Raw genomic sequence first — 23426 nt, 5'->3', positions numbered from 1 at the left:
TAGCTATTTAAATTATTAACTATCACTAAGGAATATATTATGAGCCAATTACACCCAAATTTAGATATCAACCAAGCCAACCAAGACTTGCAAGGTAAATCACCAGAAGAAATCGTTGCCTGGGCATTAAACCAAGCCAAAAACCCAATCATTACCACTAACTTCCGCCCTTACGAATCAGCGATTTTGCACTTAGTTGCTAAACAGCGTCCTGATATCACCGTATTGTGGGTAGACTCAGGCTATAACACCGATGCAACGTATCAATTTGCCAATAAAGTTATTCGCGATTTAAACTTAAACGTCATCACCTATATCCCTAAGCAAACGGCAGCGTATCGTGACGCGACCATGAACGGCATCCCAGGCATCGATAATCCGCAGCATGATGAATTCACTGACCAAGTAAAGCTTGAGCCATTTCGCCGTGCGCTAGATGAGCTAAAGCCAGATGTGTGGTTTAATGCCATTCGTAAGGATCAAACGGAATTCCGCCAAGGACTTGATGTGCTTAGCTTATCAAAAGACGGCGTGTTAAAAGTCGCTCCATTGTTTGAAAAAACAGACGCTGATTTGGATGTTTATCTTGAAGAGCATAATTTACCAAATGAGTTTGATTACTTTGATCCAACTAAAGTAGAAGAAAGCCGTGAGTGTGGTTTGCATACACAGTTATAATATTTTTAATTTAATAAACAGCTATCTAAATCGAAAAAGCCCTTTTATTTTTAAAAGGGCTTTTTCGATTTAGATAGCTTATAGATTTTTTAGAGCGTTATTTACGACCAAGCACCCAACCACCATCCATAAAGACGTTCGAGCCATGCATATAGTTCGAATCATCAGACGCTAAAAATACCGCTAGCGCTGCAATCTCTTCGGGCTTGCCGGCGCGCTGGGCTGGGATACGATTTAAACGCTCATCATCAATACCATCGGTCATAGGGGTCTCGATAAAACCTGGCGATAGAATATTCACTTTGACCCCTTGACTGCCAAAATCAAATGCCAACTGCTTAGTGAAGCCTAACACCGCATGCTTGGAGGTCACATAAGCTGAACCACCCGGACCTGCCATTTGCGTCGCTTGTGAGCCAACATTGATAATCGCCCCACGCCCTTGCTTGATAAAATGTGGAATCACCATTTTTGCGGCGAGATATGGTGCTTTAACATTAATCGCCATCAGTTTGTCATATAAATCTTCTTCTAACTCGACGGCATTATCATAACCATCATGGATGCCAGCACCATTATATAAAATGTCAATTTGACCATAAGTTTCTAAGGATTTATCGACCACCGCTTGAATCTCTGCTTTCTTTGTCACATCAGCAAGCACAAAGAGAGCCTCTTGACCTTTATCTGTCATGTCTTTGACAATGCGATTGCCGTCTTCTTGATCGCGACCCGTGACGACTACCTTTGCACCTTCATCGGCATATGCTTTTGCAGTCGCTTCGCCTAGTCCTGAGGTGCCGCCAAATATAATGGCTACCCTGTCTTGTAATTTCATAATATTCATCCTTGTTATTTTATACTGTAAATTAAGATTTTTTTCTATCTGATTGTATCTGGGTTAGATTAACATAGTCACTTAACTATCAATGTTAGCCTATGTTGGATATTTTTTTACAAGCTAATAACTGACACATATCTACCCTTTTAGTTGCATAAATAACGTTTTCTTAACGTTTTATCGGATAACATTAAGGTATTCTATGGCTTCAAAGCTGGCGTAACATCACATTAAACATTAAGCCAACCTTTTAAAGCTAAACTATGGACGAAGTTGCCCGTCGTTGCGGCTACTTGTGCTCATTTTTATAATCAAGCTCGATCATGGCTTTGCCACACTCATCAATACGGACATTTGATATGCCTTTAATAAAAAAAATTGATTCATTCTATGAAAAACTGCACGATAAGCTGCCAGTCGTAGGCAAAGCGGCTTCTTTTCTCACGGGCGTTAGCGTCCTTACTGCTAATAGTGCGTTGGTTGGTCTGCCGGTCTGGACTATGGGCGCGGCGAAAGTATTGACCGGGTCAAAACTGACCGATGATGCCTTAATTGCGATTACTAAGTATTGGATTAACAGTAATAACGCCGTGATTGACCATGCACTACCTCATAGAGACTGGCGCATTAACTTGCCCGATGACTTGAGCGAAGACAAACAATATCTGCTGATAAGCAACCATCAATCGTGGGTTGATACGAGTATTGTGCAATATATCAGCCAAGACAGACTGCCTTTAACGCGGTTTTTCACTAAGTTTAATTTGATTTACATTCCCGTTATCGGTCAAGCCTTTTACTTTTTAGACTTCCCAATGATGCGCCGCCACTCTAAAGAAGCGATTGCCAAAAATCCTGCCCTCAAAGGTAAGGATATCGAAGAAGCCAAGCGTGCCTGCCGTCAATTAAAAAACAAACCCTTTGCCCTCCTAAATTACTTAGAAGGCACACGTTTTACCCCAGAAAAACATGATAAGCAAGGCTCACCTTATCAGCACTTATTAAAGCCACGGGCTGGCGGTTTGTCGTTAGCCCTTAATGCATTAGGGGATGAGTTAGATTCTATCTTAGATGTCACCATCGTCTATCCAGACGGCGCGCCTGATTATGATGATTTATGGAAGGGTAATATTCGCCGTTTGGGCGTCGATGTGACTCGCCTACAGATACCAGACGAATTGTTTGCCGCCATTATGGATGGTGGCTATGACCGTGATGAAGACACTAAAAAAATGATGTTTGATTGGTTAGAGGATATCTGGCAACAAAAAGATGCGCGCATTACCAAGATGCTGAGTGAGTTTGAGTAGGTTCTTTGCAACCAGTTAACTATATTTATAGCCAATAAAGAACCCAATATAATATTAGCCACAGGCTTTGTAATTAGCCTGTGGCTTTTTCAATGTGCTATTTTACATTTCACCTATTCCACATCCTAGCAAAAATCGTCACTAACATATCAAAAACGAATATGTTAATGCCAATTCACTAGGTGAGCATACGCCTGTGATACCTCATAATAGTTGCATATTTTATATTGATTGAATAACTGGTGATACTATGAACACCTTTCCATTATTTTTTAAATTAGAAGACCGCAAAGTACTGATCGTCGGTGGCGGTGATGTGGCGCTACGTAAGGCAGATTTGCTGAGCCGTGCTGGCACGTGTATTACTGTCCTAGCGCCAAGTATTAGTACTGAGATACAGACCTTATTATCAGATAGTAAGCACGAACTCATTTATGAAAACTATAATAAAGCTTATATGACGGGCGCGCGCGTTATCATCGCCGCCACCGATGATGAAACGCTGAATCATCAAATTCATGCTGACGCCAGCGAGCTTAATATTCCTGTTAACGTCGTTGATACCCCGCATTTATGCGATTTTATTTTCCCTGCCATTGTTGAACGTAATCCCATTGTGATTGGCATATCGTCCAACGGTAAAGCGCCGGTGCTGGCACGTTTGCTGCGTGCCCGCCTTGAAACCTTGATTCCACAAGGCTATGGCAAATTGGCCAAACTGGCTGGCGAGTTTCGAGGCGAGGTTAAAGCCAAAATTCCAACGCTTACAGGACGCAGGCAGTTTTGGGAAAAGGCATTTGAAGGTCAAGTCAGTCAGCTGATGTTTGCTGGCAATGAAGATGAAGCGGCTGCCCAACTGCAAGCTGATTTAGATAACACAGCGGCTGCTATCAGTGAAAAAAATGTAGCAGATGATATATCCACAACATCACAAACCATGCAAAATGCAATAGGCGAAGTTTATATCGTTGGCGCCGGTCCTGGTGATCCAGAGCTGCTCACCTTTAAAGCGCTGCGTCTCATGCAGCAGGCTGACATTGTCTACTATGATGCGTTGGTCTCACCGCAAGTATTGGATTTATGTCGCCGCGATGCTGATAAAGTGTTTGTTGGTAAAAAACGCAGCAACCATGCCGTCGCACAATTAGGTATCAATGAGCTGTTGGTCAATAGTGCAAAAGAAGGTCGGCGTGTGGTACGTTTAAAAGGCGGCGACCCCTTTATCTTTGGGCGCGGCGGTGAAGAAATTGAGAGCTTACGTGCGCATGGCGTTCCTTATCAAGTCGTCCCCGGTATTACCGCTGCCAATGCCGCTGCTAGCTATGCGGGCATTCCGCTTACCCATCGTGATCATTCGCAGTCAGTACGTTTTGTCACGGGATTTTTGAAGGCTGGCGCGCCCAACAGTAACTTTAAGAGCTTCTTAAATACCGACGAGACCGTCGTGTTTTATATGGGTTTGCATTCGCTGCCACGCTTGACGACAGGCTTGATTGACGCGGGACGCAGTAGCGACACCCCAATTGCAATCGTCTCTAATGCTAGCATGCCCAATCAGCAAGTATTGACTGGTACGCTTGCCGATATCGTTGAATTGCAAGAACAAAATCAACTACCAACACCTGCTCTGCTCATCATGGGTGATGTCGTCGCGCTACATCATGACTTGGCTTGGTATAATTTACAGAATCAGCAGCATAATCAAAACGTTAGCGATACCGATGATAATTGGTTACGAGGCGGTACGGCGGCGACACCAAACAGAGAAATTACTAGCCAACAGGCACATGCGTTATCAATGGTAGCTAATTTAGCAACGGCTGATGATGGTTTGGAGCAGCTGGTTATTGGCTAGGATGAGTTTTTTGACGAGCACAAAAAAGCCTGCTAGTCATTGCTAACAGGCTTACTTTATTAATGCTTTCTAAAAACTTAAGTAGAGTTGCATTGTGAGTATTACGCTATAATTCAAGAAAGTCTATAATATGCTGCAGCCATTGATCGTAGTTATAGTTTTCTAACACATGGGCACTCGCATAACGCATCATTTCTTCCTGATGCTTAGTATAGCCTTTAGATAACTGCGCGAATAGTTCATCAGCCTGCTCTTTACTGTCGACAACTTCACACATACCCTCAAAGCGCGTACTAACTGCCAAACTGGGATTAGTAATCGCTAATCTACCACATGCCATAATCTCAATTAATCGACGAGAAAACATACTCGGTGAATCAGTCACAGTATTGACATTAAGTGCATGCGAGTACTGACGATACATATCACCAGTCTTATTGTGAGCGACCGCAGGATATACGTTAGTATTAAGTAAGTCTGGATAGCGATAGACATCAGACTTACGGTCCGAGTTACGATCTATGATATCTAATCCAAAAGGCGACGCTGCACTAAATGCCATATCTTGCCATTGTCGCCGAGCATTATGGACATGCTTACTATAACTACCGATAAATAGACTCTTACGATAGCGCGGTGGTGATGTGGCGGGATAATGAAACTTAGGCTGCACGGCAAAGGGTAGCACCCCTACTTTTACTTTATTACCTAATATCGCTTGGTAGCGCTCGACACAGTTTGAATCAACAGTCAGTACATACTTGAATAAGCTAGCTGAATCGATAAAACGGTTAAAATGTGCACCGTCTTCTTTATTCCAAAATACAGCAGGAATATTATACTTATCTGCCAGCTCTAAAAGTTTGCGGAGTTCGACGTTATTGCGCTCAGGATAATCAGGATAATTGGCCAACTTATAGCGCCATGCATCCTTATACCCTCGCCATACGGATTCGACTAATATAAAGTCTGGTTTAAATATTTTAAATAACTGAAACCAGTTTTTATCTTTAATTTGGAAAACTTTTACAGAGCTTTCGTCCAATGCGAAAGAGGTTAGCTCGTCGCTTATTAAAGCTATTCTAGGTTCTTTAGAGGTATTGAATAGACATTTCATTTTTTACACCTACTAAATAGAATAGCTAAGACTATATGTTTTTATGTATAAAAATCATATAACCTTAGTTAATTAATATAAATTTAACATTAGAAAATCAAGAAAATAGAAATAACAACTAACCTATATTCAGTCTAAAAAATATTTATCTATAATTCAGCTATCGATAGATATTTTGTCTGAATCAAATGTCCTTTTGTCTCCGTGTGCTTTATCTCTAACAAAAGCCTTAATATAAAATACTCCATCAAAGTCCTCTATAAGAAACTCAGCTTTCATATTATCTGTGTACCACTTAGTTTCTATTCTTTCATCATCTTTATATAAGTAGAAAGCATAATCATACTTAGACGGTTCAAAAAAATAGCTGTCAGCTATAAATTCTCCTAGTACTTTGTTTTTTTCTACAGATATATTTACATCAAACATATTTAATCCTCAGTTTCTATAAGTTTATTTTATACTTACGATTATTTTTTCAAAGATACTGTCAGTCTTCCTAAGCCTTTTTCTAATGGATAGTAATGTACGTCAAAGCCATATTTTTTAGCCCAGTTCTCACAAATATCTCTTTCTTCTTGCCTAACGGTATCATCCATCCATACTTCAATACGGCTAGATAATTGATCAAATAACGCAGGTAAAGCAGGGTAACGGCTGTATAGACAAGTATTACCGGGTGGCCCATCTACCCATATCAGATCTATATTTTTAATATTTTTTACTAAAGATTTTGGATACCAAGTTGATGGCTTGTCAGCATCTTCAGAATTGATATGTTCTGCATCCCATTTCTCTAATTCACCAATACGAAGATCTACCCAGCCTTGTAAATGGTTTTGCTGTAAATGAGATAATGTCTGTGCACCATAATATTTACTATTCTCTATAGAGAATAATTTACCTGTACCATTTTGACTGAGTGCATCTGCAATTACTAAAGTTGATGCGCCACTACCGAACTCAACTATTACTGCAGGTTTAGCCTCCATTATATGCGTATGCAATCGCACTAATACATCAGGAGAGCTTGCCCATCCGCGTAGTGAAGGAAGTTGCGTATTAGGTAAAAGACGACGCTGTAACCAAGATAAACTTTCCAATTGTGAATAGATACGATTTTGTACTTTGATTAAATCTTGTGTTAGTTTATTAAATTTTTCTATATTTGCTTCTGCAAATACACTTTCTAAATCCTCAATTTTTAATGTATTCATGACCCTGTCATTCCTATCCATAGCTTAATATATATTCATATAGTACTAATAGCGCATTAGAATTACCAAAATTTTAAGAAAAGAATCTCTATTAAAGACAACAACATAAAAAATCTTAACGACAGTCTGATTTCAATTTTTATCTATAATTCGATATTTTTTAAAGAAAGTAACTCACCTACTGAAATTATTTTTGAAGCATTTATACCTAAACGAGCATTCCATGATGATTTCTTTAAGTCATTCATAGCTGATTGTACTTCTTCTGTTGTAAATAAATTAAATTCAGTTACAGTCTTAGAGTATTTTTCTAAGTCTAAAATCAATAAATCAAACATTGAAACATCATTTTCAGTTCTTTGTTGTCTAGGTTCTAACTCATAAAAAACTTCAAGTTTACAAGGTACTTGAGAAAATTTATTCTTATCTAAACTTCCAATTCTTTTTAAACTTTCATTTATATCTGCCTCGGAGTAGTTCTTTTCTTCTTCGTCAAAAGGAATACCTAAGACATCAGGATAGCATCTAAGGAAAAGATCTAGAACTAATGAGCCCTTTTCTTTCTCTAACTGATTTAGTTCTTCAAAAGCTCTTGCTAAATAAATAGATGCCATTGGAGTAACATAGTATTCACTTAAGTTTCTATGAGTACTTCTTCCTACATGAAATCTAGACCTATAATTCCAATAATAATCAATCATAGATGCTATTTTATTTACAGGAGCCTCAATTTCACTAAGTGCTTTACCAAATTTTCGGTTCAAAGCATAGAGATTACTTTGATTGCTTACCCCTTTTGCAACATTATCCATAAATTTATTTGCTGGTAGTAAATAAAAATCTCTAAAACACTCACCACAAGCTCCATGATAGTGAATTAACGTTTGAGGACGGGAAGACGATGGAAAGTACACGGGAAAGTACACTCCTAAATTTCCTAACTTCCATAAGTCATATAAATCTTCTTGACTACCTTGGCCATATATATATGATTTATTGGTGATAGTGAAACCATATTTATCAGCTAATTTAGTTGCTACCTTATAATCGTCACCTACACCTTTACCACACATAAAATTGATCTTTGACAAATCAACACCTGACGCTAAGATGGTTGCTAGAACGACTCGAGAGTCGACACCGCCGGTAATATCAACTGTAACTCGATCCTCAAAATAATTAATCAATGTGTAGTTGACGTCGATTGTCCGTTTAAAAAAATGATCTAGAGCATCAATATAACTTTGATTTTGTAATACAGGAGGTAAATCAGAAAGGCTAAAGGTTGTATTCCCTTTCATGATTTTTAATACTTTATTGCGTGGTAGTACTTTAATGCTATGAATGAGAGTATCATTACTAACTAATTGCTGTGTAACACCATGTCTTACTTTCAATATATCAATTTGATCATGATCAAGTTGAAGTTGTTCGCCATTAAATGTTAAATGTCTGCACAATAATATGAAAGAGTTGGATATTGCCCATACATTATTCTTGATGTAATAAAATAAAATGTCTTGGCCAAAAATATCTGTTCTAGCTAATACATTTTCTGTATTAATCTTTACGAGCGAAAAGCGTCCATCAAGTGGACTATATAAGTCTGGAAAGTCGTTGTTTTGAAGATATAGTCCAAGCCCTCTTTCACCAATAATAATAGATTTATCATCAAACATAGTTCCGCTAAAATAATAGCTATTTTGTTCACTAAAGCTTGAAGCTACGTAAAACCCTGTTCCTTGAATATCAGTATTCATAAATTACCCTTAAAGCTAGAAAAGATTCAAATAAATAGCATTTTGCTCTATATAAACCGTAAATTATTAATATTGAACCCTTTAACCTAAAAAAAATTGAGAATATTATTTGAAATATTTGAAGAATCAAAGTTTAAGACATACTTTTTATTTGTTTTTACATGTGAATAATTAGAATAAATAAACCTTATTGTCTCAGATACAGAGTCAAAAATACAATCTTCAGGATATATTGTTTCAGCTCCCGGCCATTTTAAAATAACGGGAACAGCACCACTAGCCATACCTTCAGCTACTGACAAATGGAAACTCTCATTATCACTTACCGATAATATCCATCCAATATTCTGTAGCCATTCATCTATTGGCCCATGACCTTCAAAGACAACGCTTTTATCCCAACCATTATCTTTGATTCGTTGATACTGCTGTTGATAATAAGCCATCTCTTCAGCTTTAGCTTTGGAGTGCATCCAGGGGTATTCTTCAGGACGCTTACCCTTAATGAATAGCTTGTAGCGCTTATCCTTTTGATATAACTGCTCAAATATATCTAATGCTCTATCTAATCTCTTAGACTGTGGGACATCACCTATCATCCCTAAATGAAACTTAGAATTAGGTAGTTTAGGCTTATCTAAAAGCTCGGTATCCACCATATTAAAGACCATTTTGCATTTTTTACGTTCTAGCTCGAACTCTGCAATCATTAATTCATAAAAGTATGGAGATACGAATATATAGTTGTCAATATTATCGTGGTTACATTGATCCAGGTGACGAGTTTTTAACTCTTGAGCATGAATGCGGGTTATGAGTTTCTGACCTTGTTTCTTATGATTAGAGTACCAGACCAGATTACCCAGTCCCCATTCGCAGAAAATAATATCAGCTTGATTAAGAAGCTCGATACTTTGTTTTTCATCATGCTTGCTATGACTTTCCCATTTATCAATTAAAACCTCAAAATCATCACTACTTTCAAGTGCTTCAATAATAAACTTAGCAAACTTTAAATCATGACCGGCGATAAGGACTTTCTTTTTGTCTTGTATAAATGTTAATGCCTGTTTTGCCAACTTAGCGGTATTAATATGTGAGTAGTACTCTACCTTATCAACATTAATAGATAAGTACCCTTGCATAGCATCATACATAGCATCCGTAATACCATCGATATCATCTTCAGTTAATGATGCACCACCTATTTCATTTAACATATCAGGCACACACCCATGTGCCATGGTCACTGCTAAAATGGGTTTTTTTGCACCCATATAGTCAGCCAACTTACCAGGATAAAAAGGGGTATCTTTAATACCTTGATCGCTGAAATCCGCATCACGCAATAGAAGACAGTCTGCTTCACTCATTACTTTTAGACTTTCTAAATAACTTACAGTTCCTTTAAAGCTTACTGTATCAACTAGACCGTAGTCAGCAGCAGCTTGTATATAACGATCATTCGCACCATAAAACTCTAATGTAAAGCAACCGCGTAACTCAGGATGTTTTTGCAATAGACGTTGTGCGCCTAGCATAAAAGGTTCAGCAGTACGCTTAAATTTGTAGAGCATGCCAACATGCATAAAACGAAACACATTGTTTAGTCTATTATTATAATTTTCTTGGTTAGATAAACTAGGATACATGCGCTCATCAAAGCAGTGCGGTAAAACAAAAAACTTTTCTCTATCGACCTGCTGAGCCTGAGTCACAATTACTAAGTCTTGCTGATAAATGTTGGTTACTATAATACGGTCTGCTTGCTGTAATACCTGCGCTTCAGTTTGGCTATCTTCTTCCAGCATTGGAAATTGATAAGAGTCATTGAATGGGTTGGCAGCTATCGGATCTCCGAATGAAGCGACCCATCGCAATTCAGGGCTACTTTTTTTAATAGCCATCGCTGCCATATGTGACGCTATTTCATGAGAGTGTGAAATCATTGCTGAATAATGGTTTTTTTGCTTTAATACATTATAAAGCTCAATAACTTTATTGACATAATGGTCGCGAGCATCTGCATTACGAGCGTCTTCTGAAGGCATATCAATTTCATAACGATTGAAGCAACTAGAGGCGAAGCGAAACATTGCTTCATTATCTGGCTTATCATCTCTTCTGATTTGTAGCACATCATATTCGTAGCCTGTATCTTTTAGACGTTTGAACAAATTGAATGCTGAAGAGCTTTTGTAAGGCGGGAAGTGCCACGATATAATCAATACCTTTTTAGTCATTTATAGCGCTCCCCAATAGATAAAGTCTTCTAATGCTTCAGCAGAAATTGCATCATTTACGTTGCATTTCAACACCTTATTACTACCGTAGTATTTGCTCTCATCATTATAAAAGGCATGACCCAACTTCATCGCATAGGAAGTCGTATTATCAGACTTATTTAAATACTGATAGGCATCTTCAAAATTTTCTAATTCTATAAAAAGTTGCTTAGAAATAGCAGTTTGTGATTCAAATACCTTTTTAGCACGTATTATATCTGCTTCGCTATTAACGGTTATTGCCAATGTAGCCATCGGTACAGTAACCTCGACCTCCATACCTAATAATTTACAAATTTCTTGAATACGGTGTCCATAGGTATGCTCTCGCATCACTCTTCTAACACCTAACCGAGCTATTTTATTATAGACACTAGGTGAAGACTCAAGTTGCATGAGCTGTTCTGCAACACTCAAATGCTTATTTGGCATAATAACTAAGTCACCAAATAGCTGTTGAACCCCGACTGAATAATTCGTGATAACAGGTGTCCCTGAAGCTAGAGACTCATAGACTCGACGAGCGAACATAGTAGCGGAGTCCTGCACTGAATTCATATTAACTTGATACTTATAACCCTTATGAACCTTCCAGATATCTTCTGGAGGTAAAGTACCAACGATGTGAGATTGATAGCAATCAGGAAATACGAATTTATCAATATTTCGATGATAGTTTCTATCGAAGATATCATACGGGACTTGAGCAATTTCTAGCTGTGACATAATGTTGTTGAAGTCAGCACAGCGCTGAGGCTTATCGCCATAATAAGATCCTGCAAAAACTGCTTTTTCTAACTTTGGAATAATAGGAGAAGGGTTATGGATTTTAGGCTGAGCACCGAATGATAGCGGATATACGTCAATACCAAAGTCTTCTTTGTATCGTTCAACCATATTAATATCTGTAGTAATAGCAACATCGAATAACTTAGCAATGGCACCAAACTTTTCATAATGTGGTGGATCTTCTTTATTCCAAAAAACAGTAGGAATATCATTTTTCTTGCAGTACTGTAACAGTGGACTAAGCTTTCTCCCACCGCTACTTCCTTTTGTCAGTGTGCCCCAATTGCCATCATTACCGCGCCAGCAGCTTTCTACTAAAAGGAAATCAATATTATTGGTTTCCATCTGAGACTGCCAATCTTCTTGAGTAACTTTAATGAGATTAACCTCATAAGCAAGACATTCAGTCGTAAACTCGTCTAATATGCAGGCAATATTAAGATCTGAAGTATAACGTTTGATACTTGGATCCGAAATAATAGGGTTAGGCAAGGGCTGGAATACTAGCTCTTGACGACTAACCTCTCGTTCTCTTTCTTCATCATAACAGCGAGCTTTTAGACGAATATCTACTTCTTCATCGTCTTTTAGACCCATGCCAGCTACCGAAACCTTTATGCTTGCTACAGTGGTTGGTAGTTTAAACTTAATAATGTGCTTAAGACTTTCTTCGATATTAGTACAGTTATTATTAAGATAGCGAAAATGCTGCTTAAAAGCTCCAGACACTCCCACGCCAGCTAATGCTATATCTTCAATCTTATTACCTGTAGAATTTAAGAATTCTAGCAAAACAACTGCCTTACGAGAAGTAATGTCATTTTGAAGACGATATAGCACAGCCGCTGAGAGATCTAAGGTGTTACCTGCTGCCTGTACTTCAATATGAGCCAATTCAGTTATATTATTATCGTTAATAGTAACGTTAATCAGTTCTCCAGATTTTATTTTCTTCTCACTATCCTCATTGTAACAGCGAGCTTTTAAACGTATATCTACTTGCTCAGCATCTTTTAGGCCCATCCCAGCTACCGAAAATTTTACGCTCGCTACAGTAACTGGTAATGGAAATTTAATTATCTCCTTAAGATTTTCTTCGATATTATTACAATTACTGTTTAAATAACGAAAATGCTGCCCAAAGGCAGCGGATACTCCTACACCAGCTATAGTTATATCCTCTATTTTATTACTTGTAATGTCTAAAAACTCTAATAGAACAACAACTTTACGAGCTGAAACATCACTGCTTAACCGGTAAAGCACAGCTGCTGAAAGCTCTAATATATCACCTGCTGCCTGTACTCCAATATGAGCTAATTCAGTTATATTATTATCGTTGATGGATACATTAACTAATGCTTCTGAATTTAATTTAGAATTTATATCGCCATCGATTTCTTTGTTCTCAGTATTAGATTCTGACTTTTTATTAAAAGTATCTATGAGATTATTATGGAGTTGACTCTTTAGTATAAAGTGATCTGCTTCTACTGTGTTTAGCGCATCACTTAATGCAGTAGTAATGTTTTGCTTAGTATTTATATTTTGAGGTTTATTAGTAATATCTATTTTATTACCCGTTAATCGGTAATCTTCCAAAAGTTCTTCATCTGTAAGAAGAATAAGGACTTTGTCTACCAAGCCGGCACTCTTTAAACTATGTAGTTTCCTTTTACGCGATTCAGCATAAATCTTCAATAGTTTGGAAGGCAATTCTGTAGTAGGAGACTGATTATTTAAGGTATCAATAATAGTCTTCCCAAGTTTATAAGAGATAGTATTATGTTCAGTTGTAGTATCTTTTAAATCTCTATTTTCTGCTTCAAGATTACGAATATAGTCTGCTAGCTCATCGGCATTAATACTATGATTGTCTCTGGTAATGACCAGATCAGTACGATCAGTCTTATTATTCTTAAATAGCTTTTTGAATCTTTTCATAAAATATTTGCCTAAATATAATAACTAGTTCAAACGTAATATTCTTTAGCTCTACTATAAGCAGTTCAAGAATGTCGATTCTATAGATATACTAAATCAGATATTACCGACCATATTCATAACTTGAATGTTCTTTGGGGTTGTCTTATCTATAAACTCATTATGAGCAACTAAAATAACTGCTATATCTGCATTACCTGCAACTTCTGATAAAGTCACTAGCGTGCCAGCTGATAACTTTTCAGGCAGCGTTTGAATATTAGGCTCAACCAATAAGATTTCTGCATTATCAGCATCGAGCATTTTTTTAGCGATATTAACTGCTGGGCTCTCACGTAAATCATCAATATCAGGCTTAAAAGCTAATCCTAATAGCGCTACTGTTGGCTTCTCAATACCTTGTGCTTTTAACTTATCGATCTCAGCATTGATCTTACGTATTACCCAGTCAGGCTTACTGTCATTGATCTCACGAGCAGCTCGGATGATTTTCGCCTCATCAGGATTTTGATTGACGATGAACCAAGGATCTACAGCGATGCAGTGGCCACCGACCCCAGCACCAGGCTGCAAGATGTTGACGCGTGGATGATGGTTAGCCAGTTCGATCAGCTCCCAGACATTGATATCTAACTTATCAGAGATGATAGATAACTCATTGGCGAAGGCGATACTTACATCACGAGAAGCATTTTCGGTCAGCTTAGCCATCTCAGCTGTACGAGAGTTGGTTGCTAGCAGCTCTCCTTGTACAAAGATACGATAAACTTCTTGTGCCTTTTTGGTCGACTCTTTGGTCATGCCACCAATAATACGATCATTTGAGATAAGCTCTTCCACGACCTTGCCCGGTAACACACGCTCTGGACAATAAGCCACATAGATATCAGCCTCAGTATCAGGCTCATGGTATTTAGGAAAGGTTAAATCAGGACGTGCTGCTGCAAGCCATGCAACCATCTGTTCAGTAGCCCCTACTGGTGACGTTGACTCCAAGATTACTACATCGCCTTTCTCTAACAAAGGCGCTAATGCTTCGCTAACAGCTTGAATAAAAGACAAATCAGGGGTATGGTCGTCCCCTTTAAACGGTGTCGGTACTGCAATAAGATAAGCATCTGCGTGTACTGGCTTAAGACTGGCTTTGAGTTTACCGTTATCAACGGCTTGTTTAACAATTGCTTCTAGACCCGGCTCAACGATATGAATTTTGCCTTGATTGATGGTATCGACCGCATGCTGATTGACATCGACGCCGACGACATTAGCCCCATGGTGGGCGAACATCGCAGCGGTTGGTAAACCAATATATCCTAAGCCAAACACACAAATATTATTCATCTTAATCCCGTTTAATCCCATTAATTTAATATTAAGTTAGCTGAAATCTTTAGCTGTTTGCTCATAGAAAAATTCAACGATAGTTTCAGTGATACGCTGTGAGGCCTTACCATCACCATAAGGGTTATGGGCTTGGCTCATTTTTAAATAAATCGCTTCGTTTTCAATCAGATTGCTCACTTCAGCCACGATGGTAGGGCCATGAGTACCTACTAGCTTGACGGTACCTGCCTCGACTGCTTCTTGACGTTCAGTCGTTTCACGCATTACTAGTACGGGGATGCCAAGTGATGGTGCTTCTTCTTGAATGCCACCTGAATCCGTCAAAATAATATGACTGGTACTCATCAAATAAACAAATGGCAGATAATCTTGTGGCTCAATCAGCTTGACATTATCAAGACCACTTAATAAGCGATTGACAGGTTCTTTAACATTGGGATTGAGATGGACAGGATAAACGAACTCATAGTCTGGATATTTTTGAGCCAGCTCTTTGATAGCTTGGCAAATTGATTCAAAACCATCACCGAAGTTTTCACGACGATGACCAGTGATCAGTACGCGGCGTTTGCTAAAGTCCAGTTCAGAAAACTGCTGTTGTAGTTGCTCTCGTAGAGATGAGTCATTTTCCAGCTTGTCTTTAACATCTAGCAAGGCATCAACCACTGTGTTACCAGTAACATAGATGTATTCTGGATTGTTATGCTCATCATATAGATTTTGCGCCGCAGCTTTAGTCGGTGAGAAGTGCAGCTTAGTAATGACGCTAGTCAGTTGTCTATTCGCCTCTTCTGGCCAAGGTGAGTATAGACTATAGGTACGCAATCCAGACTCAACGTGTCCGATCGGTATTTGCTGGTAAAATGCTGCTTGTGCACCGCATAGTGTGGTCGATGTATCACCGTGGACGAGTACCAAGTCAGGCTTACATTCTCGTAAGATAGGCTCAAGCGCCATTAGCATTCTAGAGCTGGCTTGGGTGAGGCTTTGATTGCTTTTCATGATATCTAAATCGTAGTCTGGAGTAATCTCAAACAACGCAAGCACCTTATCTAACATTTCACGATGCTGAGCAGTTACACAGACTATCGATTCAATATCAGGGTTTGCTTCTAATGCCTTAACGACAGGCGCCATTTTAATCGCTTCAGGGCGCGTACCAAAAATACTTAACACTTTTTTCATGATAGCTTCTTATAGTATATTCACGTATACAAATATATACACATAATTACAAAAATATAAATAAGCTTGCTATTTTAGGTCTCTAAACATTGACCATCAAGTAGCCATATGTTGTTTATTACTAAGCAATTATGTATGGAATTACTACTAAGTAACTGTATGTTATCTTAATAGTGTATTAGTGTTAGATATAGGATATCGCTAACTACTGTGATTATCGAAAAAATTGTCATCACAAGTAATTTTTAGTTTTCGAGAGTAAATTATAAATATTGCATTATAAAGACGATTAATTAATACGCGCTTCTAACCCAACGCAGCAAATCTCGACAATTCTTGCTAGAATAATCGCTGTCTTTCATTCGCCATTAAGCCTCATTATGTCTTTATCTGCTGTTACCCCTTTAACCATACTTCATACCTCTGACTGGCATCTAGGGCGCAGGCTTTATGGGCGCATGCGTTATGAGGAATTTGAAGCGTTTTTGCGCTGGTTACAAGACACCATTAGCGCGCAGCAAGTGGATGTACTGATTGTCGCTGGTGACATCTTTGACACCATGACCCCTAGTAACAGAGCCCAAGCGCTGTATTATGAATTTTTAGGCAAGGTGTCGAAGTCATGTTGTCAACATATCGTCATCGTCGCGGGCAACCATGACTCCCCTACTTTTTTAGATGCACCAAGCAATGTATTAAAGTTTTTAAACGTCCATGTCATCGGTACCGCTTGTGACGACTTAAGCGATGAAGTGATGGTGTTAGACGATGCAGCCGGCAACCCGCATTGTATTATCGCTGCTGTACCTTACCTGCGTGACCGTGACGTGCGTGGTAGTCAGGCTGGCGAGTCTGCGGATAGCAAAGATGCCAATGTTATCAAAGGCATTCGCGCCCATTACGATGAAGTGGCTAGCATTGCTAAAGCACAGCAGGCAGCATTAACGAAAACCCATCAACGACAGATTCCTATCATCGCCACTGGTCATTTATTTGCCGCTGGTAGTAAGACCACGGAAGACGATGGTGTGCGAGATCTGTATGTGGGCAATTTAGGTCAAATCTCTGCTGATATGTTCGATGATGGCTTTGACTATGTGGCACTTGGTCATCTGCATGTACCGCAGCGTGTCGGTGGTCGTGAGAATATTCGTTATTCAGGTTCACCTATCGCCATGGGCTTTGGCGAGGCTAAGCAACAAAAACAAGTATTGCTGGTAAAATTTGGTGCAGTAGAAAACGGTTTTAAGGATAAAACATCAACCGCTTTTACTGAGCATCCTTTACCATCAATCAAGCAAGTGACTAAAAAGGCAGCCACTCAAACGACTGGTTTTATAGATGATTTATTTGGTTTTCCTGATTCAGTAGAGCCCGAAGCAATGACGCCAAATAGCATTGATAAAGAATCTTTTAATCAAACAGATGCTATACAGTATAGTGATGCCACCTCCAATGTTACGTCTAACTCAACCTCTCAGCTACTGCATCATGATGAGTCGCGTCAGATGCAGGTTGTCTCGCTTCCTATTCCTTGTTTCCAAAAATTGGCACAAATAACAGGTGATTTACCTGCTATTGCTGCTGCGATAAAATCATTAAAGCCCTCAGAGTCCATTTGGCTAGAAGTGATTTATGACGGTGATGAAATCGTTAATGAGCTGCGTGAAGAAGTGAACGTCATGATAGAGGGCTTAACTTGTGAAGTGTTAAAAATCAAAAACACGCGTACGTATAATAAAGTTCTCAATCAACAGCAAGCCTCTGAAAATTTACAAGACTTAAATGAGCTGGATGTGTTTGATAAGTGCCTAGAAATTAATGGTATTGCTGATACGCAAAAATCGTCATTGCGCACGGCTTATCAGCAGATACTCCATAATATTTATCATAATGATAGTCGGGCTGAGTAAAAAATACTCAGTAAAAATGCTTATTTAGTATCTAATCAGCCTCTCTTTTCTTTTTCTTATTGAAACCATCCATTAAAAATACAAAGACCTATACATGCGCCTAATTGAACTACGACTCAAAAACTTAAATTCCTTAAAAGGCGAATGGCATATCGATTTTGCTGATTCCGCTTTTATCAATGAAGGAATATTTGCCATCACTGGGCAGACAGGCGCTGGCAAGACGACGATTTTGGATGCCATATGTCTTGCGCTATATGGTGAGACACCGCGGATTAATAGCATCAGCAAAAGTAGTAACGAGGTCATGACGCGGCAAACGGCGGAGTGTTTCGCTGAAGTGGTGATTGATTTAAATGGCACCCAATATCGCTGCCGCTGGGGTCAGCGCCGCGCTTATGGCAAAGCAGATGGTAACTTGCAAGATGCTACCCACGAGATAGCTTTGGTGAAGTCTGAAACTGGCAATCTAGACAACGCAGACGTGCCAGTGGGCGATGAAATATTAGAAAGCAAACTGTCACGCACCAAAGATAAAATTATTGCGCTAACCCATATGGATTTCAATCAGTTCACCCGCTCAATCTTACTGGCTCAAGGGAGTTTTTCCGCGTTTTTAAAAGCCAAAGCCGATGAACGTGCTGATATTTTAGAAAAAATAACTGGCACTGATATCTACGCGACGATATCAACCCATGTTTTTGAAAAAAAACGTCATGAAGAAGAAATACTGAGCAAGTTGCAGTTTGGCTTAGACGGCTTAACGTTGTTAGAGGCAGATGAAGAAGCGCTGATTGGCGAAAAATTAACAGCGCATCAAACCGCACAAACCGAGCAGCAACAACAGTATCAAAATCTTAACGAGCAAATCAATTGGCTCGATGCCGTGACGGAGTTAGAACAAAACGTCGTCAGCTATCAAAAGGATGTTACGTCGGCAAAGCAAGCGCAGGCAGATTTTATTCCTAATGCTAAACGCCTTATTGCCGCCAATAAAGCCTTGGAGATTGACAGTCAATACAGCCAACTTGTCCATAACCGTGACACCGTCAAGCACTTACAAGATGAACAGCAGTCGCTAAATCATCAACTGCCGCAGCAAGAAAATCAACTCACGCAAGCCACGAGCGCTCTACAAGCGGCAAAGGCTCGTACGCAGACAGCAAGTAATGAGCTACAAACCACTTTGCCCAAAATTGCACAAGCCCGCAAGCTGGATGCGGCTATCGCTCAGCACGAGCATGTGTTAGACGACCATCGCCAAAGAAAGCAAGCTATAGCAGCCAATATACAGCGCTTATGTCAAGAGATAGACCATCATAAAGAGCGTTTCAATCAAGACCAAACCCAGCTGACGAGTATCGAGACGTACCTTAGTGATGCTGACGCTCTGCACGATATCGATACTGATGCGGCAAACTTTGACAGTCATTGCAGCCGTCTAAAGGTGCTGCTACAAGACAATGCCGCTTTAGTAAATGAAAAATACAACCATCATCATAAAACCAGCGACTATCAAGCCAACCTTGATAAATGTCAGCAGCAGCAAGACACCACTAAATCTTTGATTGCCAAGGCGCGTGAGGAATCAACGGCTTTACAAAAAAAGCAGGCTGGCTTAACCCAACAGCAGTCTTTGGCTGATTTACGTGGCGAGCAGGAAAATATTGACCACACCAACAGCCAGATTGAGCAAGTGATCTTTAAAGCACAACAAATGGGGGCGCTTACGGCGCAAATCAATAAGATAAACACCACCCTGCCCACTCTCAATGAGACATTGATCAAACTGGCAACGGCTATTACTGATAACGAATCCATCATAATAGAGGCAAAAGATCGTCGTCAAGATAAGCAAGAGCTGTTGGACTCATGGCAACACGTCGCAAGTTTAGAGCGTTATATTAGCCAATTAAAAGAGGGCGACCCTTGCCCGCTTTGCGGCGCGCTTGAGCATCCTTACGGTGAGCATCACCCTGTGTTAGATAAGGAGCCATCCGAAGTTGCCCAAACGCAGCAGCAGATAAGCGAGCTGGATACGACGATAAATGCGCTAGAACAAACCTTATCTAAGCAACGTATTGAGTATGCCACTACTCAAAGTCAGATTGAGCAGTGGCAAGAACAAAAAAGCCCGCTATATGAGCAGGTAAAAACACTGTGCGCAGACAGTGGTCGCTTAATACAGCCACTTTTGCATAAAACCTATTCTGATTCTCACGCCCTCACCACCATCATGAATCCACTTGGGCAGATTGGCGCCGACATGGATGTACTGAGTGGGCAGATAACGACTGATTCAGCTGATTTTAACCTTATAGAAGATGCTTTATTAGTGCTAGGTACGATTAAAGACCAACTTACCGCGCGCAGGCATTATCTAAAAAATACGCTTAGCCAATATGAAGCGCTGAGCGATGAGCTTACGACAACAAGTAAAACCATTGAGACGCTTGAACAACAGCAGTATAAGCTTGCTAGTGATATGCATGAGATTGAAACCAATATTAAGATAGGTTTGTTGGCTGTAGAAGGTATCGACAAAAAAACCTGCGCAAATTTTGCTGAATTAACCACGCTTAAAGGCGCTATATCAGCGATATTAAATAAGTATCTGGCTTATGCATTAGATTCTGTCGCAAAGCCTGCCACCTTACAGCCGCTGATAACGAGTATAGATGAGAGAATTGTACTAAACGAAATGGACTATGACGCTCATATCCATACACTTCGTCAACAGCGTAGTAACTTGGTGCAATTAAAACAGCAGTTCAATGCGTATAAGAATGAGCAGCAAACCCTGATGACTGCGCTTGGCAGCGTAACGGTGCAAATTGAAACCAAGCAAGCACAATTAGATAAAGACCAGGCTGAGCTTGATCACCTGACTCAAGCGATTGCGGATAAAACTGAAATGCTTGAACAGTTAACGGCTGAACGGCGCGAGATTTTTACGGACAACGCACGTAATATCGGTGCTGATCATAGCAATAGCATCACTATTAATCCTGATGAAGAAGACACACGATTACGCGCTTTAGTAGAACAGGCAAATACTGAACAGGCCTCGGCACAAAGACAGTTAGACAGTGCGAAGCATATCCTTCAGCAATTACAGGAAAAACAGCAACAGCTTACCGACCAATTAACCACCGCTACTACTGCACTCACCATGCAAGAAGATATCTTTAAAGCGGCGCTCGCCAGCTCTGACTTTATTGATGAAGCAGACTTCATGCGCTCGCGCCTACCTACCGCCGAGCGCCATAGCCTAACGGAGCAGCAGCAGCAGATAAGTGATACGCTCAAGCAAGCGCAATCGCTATTGGCTCAAACCATGCAAGCACTTACTAAGAAAAAGTCTGAATCCTTAACCACTGAAGAAAGAGAAACGTTGGTTCAGCAGCAGCATCTGGCGCAAAATGAGCTGCACGGCTTGATTGAGGCGATTGGCGCCATGAGTCAACAGCTCAAAGACAATGAAGAGAAAAAAGGCAATCAACAAGCCCAACGTCAAGCTATTGCTCAGCAAAAAGAGACCCTGCAAGTATGGCGACAACTCAATGAATTGATAGGGTCAAGTAGTGGTAAGAAGTATCGTACTTTTGCACAGGGTTTAACTTTTGATATTATGGTGACACATGCCAATGCCCAACTGCACAAAATGAGCGATCGCTATTTGCTGGCTCGTGATGACAATAACCCACTTGAGCTCAATGTCATTGACAACTATCAAGGTGGCGAGATACGCAGTACCAAAAATCTATCCGGCGGTGAAGGGTTTATTATCAGTTTGGCGCTTGCACTTGGGTTATCGCAGATGGCCAGTCACAATATCCGCGTCGATTCATTATTTTTGGATGAAGGCTTTGGCACTCTAGATGAAGAGTCACTTGATATTGCCTTAGATACCTTGACCAGCTTGCAACAAGAGGGCAAATTGATTGGTGTCATCTCACACGTACAAGCACTAAAAGAGCGCATTTTAACCCAAATTCAAGTTGATAAGCTGTCAGGAGGCTTTAGTAAAATTACTGGTCCAGGCTGCTATCATATAGCCAGTTAATGCTAAAGAAATTTTGGAGTGGCCAATGTTATGCCCATTATGATTCAGCTTACTCATATGAATGCGCGACCGATGATGGTATTTATCTTTATAATCATCACTTTTATTTTAAGTTTTACCCCTGCTTATGCAACAATTAGCTGCGCTGGTTATTTACCCAGTAGTTATTTTGAGCGTATCGAAAATAACAAGCCTTTTGCTGGCAAGTTAATCGAATTAACAGATGGCACGCAGCAGCTACACGATCTAAATGGCAATATCATCACGGATAATTTGTCTGATGCTTATATAGTAATGGATAAATATGTATTAGCTCAGCAACATGGTAAATACGGCGTTGTTAATGCGGCTGGCAAGATAATTGTGCCTTTTACATATGATGAGATTCAAACTGAACCGGATATTGCCACCAGCTTTATTGTCAGCGTTAAGTCATCAGATGGTAAGACCAAACAGGGTATTATCAATCGCCATGGCGGCTGGGTTTATCCGTTAGACAATGCTCATATCGAGCATGCGCATTACGATTCTGATTATGACCAAGATTATTTTATAGTTACTAACAATAACGAGCTGACAGGATTGCTTGATGATAGAGGCTACTGGGCTGTAATGCCGCAATACGATGCGATTCATCCGTTAAATGCCTGTACAGGCGAGTCTTTATATTTACAAGTCAGCTTTAAAAATAAAACGGCGCTTATTGACCAAAATAATGATGTCATCATTCCACTTGCTGCCGACCAACATATCGAATCTTTTAATAATTCTGCCAAGCCGCTACTATTTTTACGCAGCACGTTAGTTACTGGTAGCACAGCCACCGGTATGAGCGAAGATATTCAAGACGATATTGTTAGCGCTCAAATTATCGACGCTAATGGTAAGTTAATCCTCGCATCAGAAGCACCGATTAGAAAACTGCTATATCATCAGCTCTATACTTATAAGCAAGCGGGTAAGTTTGGGATTATTAATGATAAAGGTGAAGTGATACTAAAACCCCAATTTGACAGTTATCGTGATGATGCGGATAAAGTATGGCTTGAAAAGAATGGTAAAATGCAACGTTTAAATACTTTCGTAAAGGTAGATTAGCGCTTTTATCATTTTTATTGCTTC

The 23426-nt window shown here is 39.7% G+C and carries 15 protein-coding genes; 6 read left to right on the top strand and 9 right to left on the bottom strand.

Features of this window, described 5'->3' with window-relative positions; all coding sequences use genetic code 11:
- Positions 1-39 precede the first annotated feature (39 nt).
- Positions 40-678, top strand: a complete 639-nt coding sequence (locus FQ084_RS04935; RefSeq protein ID WP_149489484.1) for a phosphoadenosine phosphosulfate reductase family protein — start codon at positions 40-42, stop codon at positions 676-678.
- A 97-nt stretch (positions 679-775) separates the two neighbouring features.
- Here the strand turns inward: FQ084_RS04935 and FQ084_RS04930 are convergent, their stop codons facing one another.
- Positions 776-1516: an SDR family NAD(P)-dependent oxidoreductase gene (locus FQ084_RS04930; RefSeq protein WP_223144845.1), complete on the bottom strand. Its 741-nt coding sequence runs from the start codon at positions 1514-1516 to the stop codon at positions 776-778.
- Between the two features lie 362 nt (positions 1517-1878).
- Between FQ084_RS04930 and FQ084_RS04925 the strand changes: the two genes are divergently transcribed.
- A complete protein-coding gene (locus tag FQ084_RS04925; RefSeq protein ID WP_149489482.1) occupies positions 1879-2829 on the top strand; it encodes an acyltransferase in 951 nt (316 codons plus the stop codon).
- 250 nt (positions 2830-3079) lie between these two features.
- Positions 3080-4684, top strand: coding sequence for a siroheme synthase CysG (gene cysG, locus FQ084_RS04920; protein WP_149489481.1), 1605 nt, complete (start codon positions 3080-3082; stop codon positions 4682-4684).
- A gap of 106 nt (positions 4685-4790) precedes the next feature.
- Here the strand turns inward: cysG and FQ084_RS04915 are convergent, their stop codons facing one another.
- The 8 genes from FQ084_RS04915 to wecB all read right to left on the bottom strand — a co-directional run bounded on the left by FQ084_RS04915 (position 4791) and on the right by wecB (position 16325).
- Positions 4791-5597 carry a glycosyltransferase gene (locus FQ084_RS04915; RefSeq protein WP_188032889.1) on the bottom strand — a complete coding sequence of 269 codons (807 nt, stop codon included), beginning with the start codon at positions 5595-5597 and terminating at the stop codon, positions 4791-4793.
- A gap of 360 nt (positions 5598-5957) precedes the next feature.
- Positions 5958-6230 carry a hypothetical protein gene (locus tag FQ084_RS04910; protein WP_149489479.1) on the bottom strand — a complete coding sequence of 91 codons (273 nt, stop codon included), beginning with the start codon at positions 6228-6230 and terminating at the stop codon, positions 5958-5960.
- Between the two features lie 41 nt (positions 6231-6271).
- Positions 6272-7018, bottom strand: a complete 747-nt coding sequence (locus FQ084_RS04905) for a class I SAM-dependent methyltransferase (protein ID WP_223144844.1) — start codon at positions 7016-7018, stop codon at positions 6272-6274.
- A 143-nt stretch (positions 7019-7161) separates the two neighbouring features.
- Complete coding sequence (locus tag FQ084_RS04900; protein ID WP_149489477.1) at positions 7162-8778, bottom strand: hypothetical protein; 1617 nt, start codon at positions 8776-8778, stop codon at positions 7162-7164.
- 86 nt (positions 8779-8864) lie between these two features.
- Positions 8865-11021 (bottom strand): hypothetical protein, encoded by a 2157-nt coding sequence (locus FQ084_RS04895; protein ID WP_149489476.1) that lies wholly within the window; start codon positions 11019-11021, stop codon positions 8865-8867.
- Positions 11022-13796 carry a glycosyltransferase gene (locus FQ084_RS04890; RefSeq protein ID WP_149489475.1) on the bottom strand — a complete coding sequence of 925 codons (2775 nt, stop codon included), beginning with the start codon at positions 13794-13796 and terminating at the stop codon, positions 11022-11024. It lies immediately after the preceding gene.
- 96 nt (positions 13797-13892) lie between these two features.
- A complete protein-coding gene (gene wecC / locus FQ084_RS04885) occupies positions 13893-15137 on the bottom strand; it encodes a UDP-N-acetyl-D-mannosamine dehydrogenase (protein WP_149489474.1) in 1245 nt (414 codons plus the stop codon).
- A 36-nt stretch (positions 15138-15173) separates the two neighbouring features.
- Complete coding sequence (gene wecB / locus FQ084_RS04880) at positions 15174-16325, bottom strand: non-hydrolyzing UDP-N-acetylglucosamine 2-epimerase (protein WP_149489473.1); 1152 nt, start codon at positions 16323-16325, stop codon at positions 15174-15176.
- Positions 16326-16705: 380 nt separating this feature from the next.
- On the opposite strand from wecB, the gene FQ084_RS04875 reads away from it, so the two are divergent.
- The 3 genes from FQ084_RS04875 to FQ084_RS04865 all read left to right on the top strand — a co-directional run bounded on the left by FQ084_RS04875 (position 16706) and on the right by FQ084_RS04865 (position 23402).
- Complete coding sequence (locus FQ084_RS04875; RefSeq protein ID WP_149489472.1) at positions 16706-18238, top strand: exonuclease SbcCD subunit D C-terminal domain-containing protein; 1533 nt, start codon at positions 16706-16708, stop codon at positions 18236-18238.
- A 94-nt stretch (positions 18239-18332) separates the two neighbouring features.
- The gene (locus tag FQ084_RS04870) at positions 18333-22304 is read left to right on the top strand and encodes an AAA family ATPase (RefSeq protein WP_149489471.1); all 3972 of its coding nucleotides are present in this window, start codon (positions 18333-18335) and stop codon (positions 22302-22304) included.
- Positions 22305-22334: 30 nt separating this feature from the next.
- Positions 22335-23402, top strand: a complete 1068-nt coding sequence (locus FQ084_RS04865; protein ID WP_149489470.1) for a WG repeat-containing protein — start codon at positions 22335-22337, stop codon at positions 23400-23402.
- Positions 23403-23426: the final 24 nt, after the last annotated feature.

The organism is Psychrobacter sp. ANT_WB68, from assembly GCF_008369115.1.
In the GTDB taxonomy this organism is placed as follows: Bacteria; Pseudomonadota; Gammaproteobacteria; order Pseudomonadales; family Moraxellaceae; genus Psychrobacter.
This window is presented reverse-complemented; position numbering and strand designations above follow the sequence as displayed.

Bases quoted from the DNA above. Each gene is read 5' to 3' on its own strand.
- FQ084_RS04935 (WP_149489484.1), top strand. From the start codon at position 40: ATGAGCCAATTACACCCAAATTTAGATATCAACCAAGCCAACCAAGAC.
- FQ084_RS04930 (WP_223144845.1), bottom strand. From the start codon at position 1,516: ATGAAATTACAAGACAGGGTAGCCATTATATTTGGCGGCACCTCAGGA.
- FQ084_RS04925 (WP_149489482.1), top strand. From the start codon at position 1,879: ATGCCTTTAATAAAAAAAATTGATTCATTCTATGAAAAACTGCACGAT.
- cysG (WP_149489481.1), top strand. From the start codon at position 3,080: ATGAACACCTTTCCATTATTTTTTAAATTAGAAGACCGCAAAGTACTG.
- FQ084_RS04910 (WP_149489479.1), bottom strand. From the start codon at position 6,230: ATGTTTGATGTAAATATATCTGTAGAAAAAAACAAAGTACTAGGAGAA.
- FQ084_RS04905 (WP_223144844.1), bottom strand. From the start codon at position 7,018: ATGAATACATTAAAAATTGAGGATTTAGAAAGTGTATTTGCAGAAGCA.
- FQ084_RS04900 (WP_149489477.1), bottom strand. From the start codon at position 8,778: ATGAATACTGATATTCAAGGAACAGGGTTTTACGTAGCTTCAAGCTTT.
- FQ084_RS04895 (WP_149489476.1), bottom strand. From the start codon at position 11,021: ATGACTAAAAAGGTATTGATTATATCGTGGCACTTCCCGCCTTACAAA.
- FQ084_RS04890 (WP_149489475.1), bottom strand. From the start codon at position 13,796: ATGAAAAGATTCAAAAAGCTATTTAAGAATAATAAGACTGATCGTACT.
- wecC (WP_149489474.1), bottom strand. From the start codon at position 15,137: ATGAATAATATTTGTGTGTTTGGCTTAGGATATATTGGTTTACCAACC.
- wecB (WP_149489473.1), bottom strand. From the start codon at position 16,325: ATGAAAAAAGTGTTAAGTATTTTTGGTACGCGCCCTGAAGCGATTAAA.
- FQ084_RS04875 (WP_149489472.1), top strand. From the start codon at position 16,706: ATGTCTTTATCTGCTGTTACCCCTTTAACCATACTTCATACCTCTGAC.
- FQ084_RS04870 (WP_149489471.1), top strand. From the start codon at position 18,333: ATGCGCCTAATTGAACTACGACTCAAAAACTTAAATTCCTTAAAAGGC.
- FQ084_RS04865 (WP_149489470.1), top strand. From the start codon at position 22,335: ATGCCCATTATGATTCAGCTTACTCATATGAATGCGCGACCGATGATG.